5 protein-coding genes are annotated in these 7,619 nt (G+C 41.3%); 1 reads left to right on the top strand and 4 read right to left on the bottom strand.

From position 1 onward, the window contains the following. Positions 1 to 77: 77 nt before the first annotated feature. From H5072_RS07430 to H5072_RS07420, 3 genes are all read right to left on the bottom strand, one after another. Positions 78 to 1,079 carry a LacI family DNA-binding transcriptional regulator gene (locus tag H5072_RS07430; RefSeq protein WP_002961833.1) on the bottom strand — a complete coding sequence of 334 codons (1,002 nt, stop codon included), beginning with the start codon at positions 1,077 to 1,079 and terminating at the stop codon, positions 78 to 80. Between the two features lie 76 nt (positions 1,080 to 1,155). Beyond that, positions 1,156 to 2,682, bottom strand: coding sequence for an MFS transporter (locus H5072_RS07425; RefSeq protein ID WP_182693150.1), 1,527 nt, complete (start codon positions 2,680 to 2,682; stop codon positions 1,156 to 1,158). 32 nt (positions 2,683 to 2,714) lie between these two features. Beyond that, positions 2,715 to 4,043 carry a GH1 family beta-glucosidase gene (locus H5072_RS07420; RefSeq protein ID WP_182693149.1) on the bottom strand — a complete coding sequence of 443 codons (1,329 nt, stop codon included), beginning with the start codon at positions 4,041 to 4,043 and terminating at the stop codon, positions 2,715 to 2,717. A 239-nt stretch (positions 4,044 to 4,282) separates the two neighbouring features. On the opposite strand from H5072_RS07420, the gene H5072_RS07415 reads away from it, so the two are divergent. Beyond that, positions 4,283 to 6,859, top strand: coding sequence for an exo 1,3/1,4-beta-D-glucan glucohydrolase (locus tag H5072_RS07415; protein ID WP_182693148.1), 2,577 nt, complete (start codon positions 4,283 to 4,285; stop codon positions 6,857 to 6,859). A gap of 77 nt (positions 6,860 to 6,936) precedes the next feature. Here the strand turns inward: H5072_RS07415 and H5072_RS07410 are convergent. Further along, a partial coding sequence (locus H5072_RS07410; protein ID WP_182693147.1) for a tryptophan 7-halogenase occupies positions 6,937 to 7,619 on the bottom strand: 683 nt, incomplete at its 5' end.

The raw sequence follows: 7,619 nt of genomic DNA, 5'->3' as shown, positions 1-7,619 counted from the left end.
CAGCACGTAGAGCAATATTTGGATACGCAGTGGGTGCGTAATGAGTTACATAACTTAGATTTAAACTAGGTTTAAAGTTAATTAATGTCGGGTGTTGAGTCTCTTAAAATAAGCTTTGGCTGAAACACGTGCTTTACTGTTATGCCGCTTTTTTTATAAATGTCTTTAAGTACTAAGTTAGCCGCAGCTCGGCCCATTTCGGGAACTGGGTTATCTATTGTAGTAAGCGTTGGGTAGAGGTAATTGGTAAAAATTACGTTATCGAACCCAATAATGGCTAAATCTTTTGGTAGGTTAAAACCGTGTTCGCGGGCGTATTTCATAGCACCCGATGCCATTTCGTCATTGGCACATACAAGAGCGGTTATTTGCGCTTTATTTTGAATAAAATGCCTTAAGCCGTCGCTGCCGCCGGTTTCTTTAAAGTCGCCTATGTAAAATAAGTTTTCGTCAAAGGTTAGGTTGTACTCTGCTAGGGCTTTTTTGTGGCCTTTTAAACGGTTTGACGCGTCTTCTTTAAACTGCGGGCCTGCTATGTACGCAATGTTTTTATGACCTTTGTTGATCATGGCTTTAGTGGCTAAGTAGCCGCCCATTACGTTGTCGAGGCTAATGCAGTTTTCTTCAATTTCTTTAACGTAGCGGCTCATTAAGTAAATAGGGGTTTTGCCTTTACTTAACTCAATTAGATACTCGTTTGATACTGCTTCTACGTGGGCAATAATAGCGTCGCAATTACGGCCTATTAAAAACTCAAAGCCGCTTTTTTCTTTTTTCTCGTCGCTGTGCCCAGGCGTAATAATAACGTGTTTACCTGCAATACGAAGGTGCTCTTCAATGGCTGACATCATTTGACCAAAAAACGGACCATCCAACTCAGAAACTAAAATACCGACGCTGTTTGTAGTGCTAGACGCCAAAGAGCGAGCAATAGAACTTGGCTGATAGCCTAGCTCTTTCATTGCTTCTAATACCTTTTTTTTAGTTTTTTTGCTTACGTAGTCGTTGTCGTTAAGCACCCTTGAAACAGTTGATAAAGACACACCTGCCATTTCTGATACTTGATAAATTGTCGCCATTGATGTCCTAGCTTATATGTATTTTTACTCGCACTTTATAAAAAATATAAAGTGCGAAGGGTCATTAAAAGTTAATTTACACATTACTGCGTCTAATTGCTAAGTCTTCTGTTATTTTTTGCGTCATCGCTGAGGTTAGCGGATAAATAAGCATCAATGCGGCGCCTAAAAAAGCAAATGCGGCGGGTATCCAGCTCATAAGTAACTGCATACCAGGTAGGGCTTGTGTGATTGTTAGCTCATCCATACCGTTATAACCGTAGCCTGCAAGTACCACTAATACTAATGCACCTGCAAAACCACCACCGGTTTTTTGCACAAACGTACCCGCTGAATAAATTAAGCCTGTAGCGCGGCGTTTATTTTTCCACTCTGAGTAATCGGCTGAATCACCAAGCATACTAAAAAATAATGTTGGCATCATCGCGGCAAAAAATTCAGCAGCGCAACCAAAGGTAAATACAGCAATAAGGTTATCACTAGGTACCCAGTAAAATGCAGTAGTGAGTATGCCGCTTAGCATTAATGAAGCAATAAAAAGGTTTCGTTTACCCATAATTTCGGCCAGTTTACCTGTGGCAAGTGCGCCAAATATAGATACAACCAACAAAGCAATAAAGTATTGCCCAGCCATGAGTTCATTGGCTACGTGGTACTTAAAGTAGTACGCAATTACACCGTATTTTATGCCATTAAACATCATGGTTAAAAAACCAATGCCGAGTAATACCAGCCAAGGTTTGTTGGTCAGAAGATCAACCATGTCGCGTTGTGAGCCCGTTAAGCTTTGCTTATCTTTATTGAGTAATTTTTTAATAACGAATGTCATTGCAGCCATAACAAGGGCAAAAAATACGCCGCTGTATAAATCGCGGTAATAAAAAAACAGGGTGGTAGCAAGCAAAGGTAGGATTATAAATGGCAGGCTTTTGGTTAAATCAAACAACTCTGATTTTAAATTCCCTTCATTTGAGGCGTGCGGTGTTACACGCTCTTTGGTGGTCGCAAACGTTATAATCATTAAAATAATAAGTAAGCTGGCAAATAAGTACATAGTAAGCTGATAGCCTTTGGCGTTGTCGCCGCCACCAAAAAATGCCACTAGCTCAGGTAAAAAACCCATAACCAATAAGCCACCCGTAAAGGCACCTGCAAACCTAAAACCAGAGAGCTTTGTGCGCTCTGTATGGTCTGGTGTCATTACGCCCATAAGTGCCGAGTAGGGCACGTTACTTACGGTGTAAGCAAGCGTTAAACCTATGTAAGTTACGTAAGCATAAATAAGTTTATTGGTGATGCTAAAGTCGGGTGTAGTAAAACACAACACCATAAACAAGCCCAAAAATGGTGCCGAGTAGAGTATCCACGGGCGAAATTTACCAAAGCGCGACTGCGTTCTGTCGGCAATCATACCCATAATAATATCGGTTACGCCATCAGATAGCCTTACCACCAAAAACAACATGGCAGCGGCGGCTGCCGATATGCCAAATGTATCGGTGTAAAACACCGCTAAATAAGCAAGTGCGCCGCGCCATACTAAGTTAGCGCCGGCATCGCCCATGGCGTAACCGACTTTTTCGTATAAAGGAAGTTTGTTCACTGTGTGTGTTCTTATTGTTATAAGCCGAAAATTTATCGGCTAGTTATTAGGTTACTGTACGCTTTACCGCTGGCTTTAACAGTTCGTTTTTGTGTGTTGTAATCTACGTGTACTATTCCAAAGCGCTTTAAATATCCTTCTGCCCATTCAAAGTTATCCATTAGGCTCCACGCAAAGTAACCATCTACTTTTACGCCTTGCTCGGTTGCGTTATGTAGGGCATTTAAATGCTCGTGGTAATATTCAATACGGTCGTTATCTCTCACTTCACCGTCTGTAAATTCGTCAGCCATGGCTGCACCGTTTTCGGTAATATAAATAGGCGGTAGGGTGTATTTTTCGTTTAACGATACAAGTAACTCTGTAAGTGCTTTAGGATAAATTTCCCAGCCTATATCGGTCATTGGCGCTTTATGTGGCAGCTCATGGTAAAAGTCGGTTTCGCTTGCTTGATAATGCATGCGGGTATAAAAGTTAACCCCTAAATAATCTAGTGGTTGAGCAATTATTTCCATGTCGCCATCTAAAATATCTGGGCGGTGGGCTTTAGGTAATTGCTTAATAATATCAGGGTATTTACCTTGCATTACAGGCTGCATGTACCATTGGTTTATATAGTCATCAGCAAATGCAGTCGCTTTTAAATCGTCTTCACTTTGGGTAACTGAGTAACAAGGCGTAAAGTTAAGTACAATACCGTTTAGTGTATTTGGGCTATTTTTAGCAAGTACTTGCATAGCCAAACCGTGACCCAGTAATAAGTGGTGCGCGGCTTTACGACCAAATTCGCGACCTACTATGCCAGGCGCATGTACGCCAATTTCGTAGCCTAAGTAAGAGCTGCAAAAAGGCTCGTTTAAGGTGGCGTAAGAGTGCACACGTTCCCCAAAAGCTTTGGTAATTAAATCTGTGTAATGTGCAAATTCGTAAGCGGTGTTACGGTTTAGCCAGCCACCTTCGTCTTCAATATGTTGTGGTAAATCCCAGTGGTACAGCGTTACAAAAGCTTTAATGTTACGACGTTTTAATTCATCTAAAATGTCGGTATAAAACTTAACGCCTGCCGGATTTAAGTGACCGCTTTTAGTCATTACACGCGGCCACGAAATAGAAAGTCTGTAAGCGTCTACACCTAATGATTCAATTAAGTTTATATCGTCTTTCCAGCGAAAGTAGTGCTCGCAGGCTACATCGCCATTTGAATTATCGACTATTTTGCCTTCTTTACTGCAAAAGGTATCCCAAATACATGGCAAGCGATCAGCTGCGCCGCCTTCAATTTGAAATGAGGCCGTAGCTACACCATAAGTAAAATTTTTGGCTAAAAGTGGTGAGCCACTAGGTAAAGATAATTGTTTCATTAAGAGAAAACCTCTGCTTCTTTTTTGGTAAAGTTTGCTTTGTATAGAGCGTATATTAAATTCATTATTGGAAGCGCTTCCATATTTAATTTGATTAATCACTGAGTATGGTATTTAATAACTTTAAGGAAGCGCTTCCATATTTAGGTTAGTGGCTATTGTTAAACAGGTCAATAGTTAAATTTAAATAACAAATGGGCGCTCACAAAATCACACTGACACAACACAGGGCTATAAATATGATAAAAAGCTTAAACACTAACAGGTTACACATGCTCCCCATTTTAATTGGAGGACTGTGCGTTTTAAGTGGGTGTAATAAACAAGAGATTAACGCAAATAATAGCCAAGGCGCCGTAGCCAAAAAGGCTGAGCATGAGCAAGGTGATTTATCACTTTGGCCAACGCTTAAAAGCAAGGTAGTTAAAACCCCTGAAATTGAAAATACAATTGCACAGTACTTAAAAACAATGACGCTTGAGCAAAAAGTAGCGCAAATGATCCAACCTGAAATTCGCGATATTAGTGTTGAAGATATGCGCAAATACGGTTTTGGTTCGTATTTAAATGGCGGTGGCTCGTTCCCAAATGCTAATAAGCATGCAACGCCTGCTGATTGGATAACACTTGCTGAGAGCATGTACCAAGCCTCGGTTGATGACTCAATTGATGGCAGTAAAATTCCGACCATTTGGGGCACTGATGCAGTACATGGCCATAATAATGTGATTGGGGCGACGTTATTTCCGCACAATATTGGTTTAGGTGCTGCTAATAACCCCGCATTAATTGAGCGCATTGCAGCAGCTACTGCAATAGAGGTAATGGCAACAGGCATAGATTGGGTGTTTGCACCGACTGTTGCGGTTGTGCGCGACGACCGATGGGGCAGAACGTACGAAGGCTACTCAGAAGACCCTACAATTGTACGTGAGTATTCAGCCGCAATTGTAAACGGATTGCAAGGCAGAGCCGATGAAGACTTTTTAAGTGACAAACGCGTAATTAGTACTGTTAAGCACTTTTTAGGCGATGGCGGCACAGTAGATGGTGACGATCAAGGCGATAACATTGATAGCGAAGAGGTGTTATATAACATTCATGCGCAAGGTTATATAGGTGGCTTAACCGCAGGTAGTCAGTCGGTTATGGCATCGTTTAATAGCTGGAATGGTAAAAAAAATCACGGCAATAAATACTTACTTACCGATGTATTAAAAACAAAAATGGGTTTTGATGGCTTTGTTGTAGGAGATTGGAACGGACACGGACAAGTTGCAGGCTGTACAAATGAAAGTTGCCCGCAGGCTGTTAATGCGGGGCTTGATATTTTTATGGTGCCAACGGGTGCTTGGAAACCACTTTATGAAAATACAATTAAACAAGTAAAAGCGGGTACAATAACAATGGCGCGAATAAATGACGCCGTAGCACGTATTTTACGCGTTAAATTACGTGCGGGTTTATTTGATAAACCAAGCCCCGCAAATCGAAAATATTCAGGTAAATTAAAACTAATAGGTGCGCCAGCACATCGCGATATTGCCCGCCAAGCGGTACAAGAGTCGCTAGTACTGCTTAAAAACAACAACCATTTATTACCGCTTAACCCATCAAGCAACATACTTATAGCAGGCGATGCGGCCGATAACATAGGCAAGCAATCGGGCGGTTGGAGTATTACGTGGCAGGGAACTAATAATCAAAATGCAGATTTTCCTGGGGCAACGTCTATTTATGCGGGGCTAAAAACGCAAATAGATGCCGCTGGCGGTAACGCTATTTTAAGCCCAACGGGTGAGTTTAATACCAAACCCGATGTAGCCATTGTTGTATTTGGTGAAGAACCATACGCAGAGGGACATGGCGATAAAGACAACCTTGAGTTTGAACGTAACAATAAACGCTCTCTTAAAATATTAAAAACATTAAAGCAGCAAGGTATTGCGGTGGTGTCGGTGTTTATATCGGGCAGACCAATGTGGGTTAACAGCGAGCTAAACGCGTCAGATGCATTTGTAGCAGCATGGCTTCCTGGCACTGAAGGACAAGGCATTGCAGATGTTTTATTAGCGGATGCAAGTGGGCAGGTACAGTACGACTTTAAAGGTAAATTGTCTTTCTCATGGCCTAAATCGCCACTGCAAACCGCAGTAAATAAGGGCGATGCTGATTACTCACCATTATTACCCTATGGCTTTGGTTTAACATATAAAGATGAAAGTACGCTTGCCAATAATCTAAATGAAGACTCAGGTGTTGATATTAGTAACCTTGCGCCGTTATCTATATTTAATGGCAGTTTTAAAACGCCGTGGCGTTTGTTTTTAAATTCAAACAGCGAGCAGCACCAAGTAGCAAGTAACAGTGTAAAGCTCGGTGGCATTACTTATCGCACTGAAGACAAAGCGATTCAAGAAGATGCGATGCAATTTAATTTTGATGGCACTGCACCCAGCTATATCGAAATTAATAGTAACTTTACCGAAGACAAAGTGGCCTACATTGAAGCAAATTCCGCCCTTAGCTTTAGCTATAAAGTAAACCAAATACCTAGCTCACAAACATACCTTGCAATGAAGTGCGAACAAGGCTGTGGCGGCGAGCTTGATATTACCCGTGATCTTGAAAATGCTGATTTAAATACATGGCAAACCATGAGCATAGATTTAACGTGTTTTGCTAAAAAGGGTGTTGATTTTGCCAGAGTAACCAGCCCTTTTATTATTAAAACGGCAGGCGAGCTTAACGTTTCAGTTGCAGATATTAGCTTTGAACCACAAGGCGCTGAAACAGCAAAAATAAAGTGTGAGTAGTAGAGTGCTTATAAGTTAAGTTTATTGTGTGTTGTCTCAAAGCCCTTAGTAATAAGGGCTTTTTTTAAAGAGGATATTTATGCTGGGCAATACTGCTTTAAAAACTCATGATGAGGCGGTAATTGGCTAACGCGCTGTTCTATTTGCTGTTTAATACCGTGTAAAAAACGGGTGAGTTCTTCGTCGCTCATCATGCTGGCTATTAAGTGATGTTGATTAGGCTCAATGCCTTGACCAAGCATAACTTGCACCCATGAATCGACTCTAAAAATGTCGCCATCATCTAAAAATACACGGCCGGTTTGTTTAAACAAATCAATTTTATGCTGAAGTGTTTTTGGCACTTCCATGGCATTACAATGCTGCCAAAACTCACTGTCATCGCGATTAGTTACTTTGTAGTGCAGCACAATAAAGTCGCGAATATTTTCAATTTCGCTTTTAAGCTGTTTGTTGTATTCGTCAATGGCGTGATTGGTAATGCCATTAAACGGAAATAAACGCATAAAGCGAATAATACCCGACATAATTAAGTGAATGCTGGTGGACTCAAGTGGCTCTACAAAACCGCTGGCAAGGCCAAGCGCTAGGCAGTTTTTATTCCAGCCTTTTAAGCGGCGCCCTGTTTTAAATTTAATAATACGTGGCTCTGTAAGCGCCTCGCCCTCAATGTTACTTAATAAGAGCGCTTTGGCTTGCTCGTCATCCATATATTGGCTGCAATAAACTAATCCGTTGCCGACACGGTTTTGCAGCGGTA

Source organism: Pseudoalteromonas sp. SR45-5 (genome assembly GCF_014163565.1).
GTDB classification, from domain to species: domain Bacteria; phylum Pseudomonadota; class Gammaproteobacteria; order Enterobacterales; family Alteromonadaceae; genus Pseudoalteromonas; species Pseudoalteromonas distincta.
This window is presented reverse-complemented; position numbering and strand designations above follow the sequence as displayed.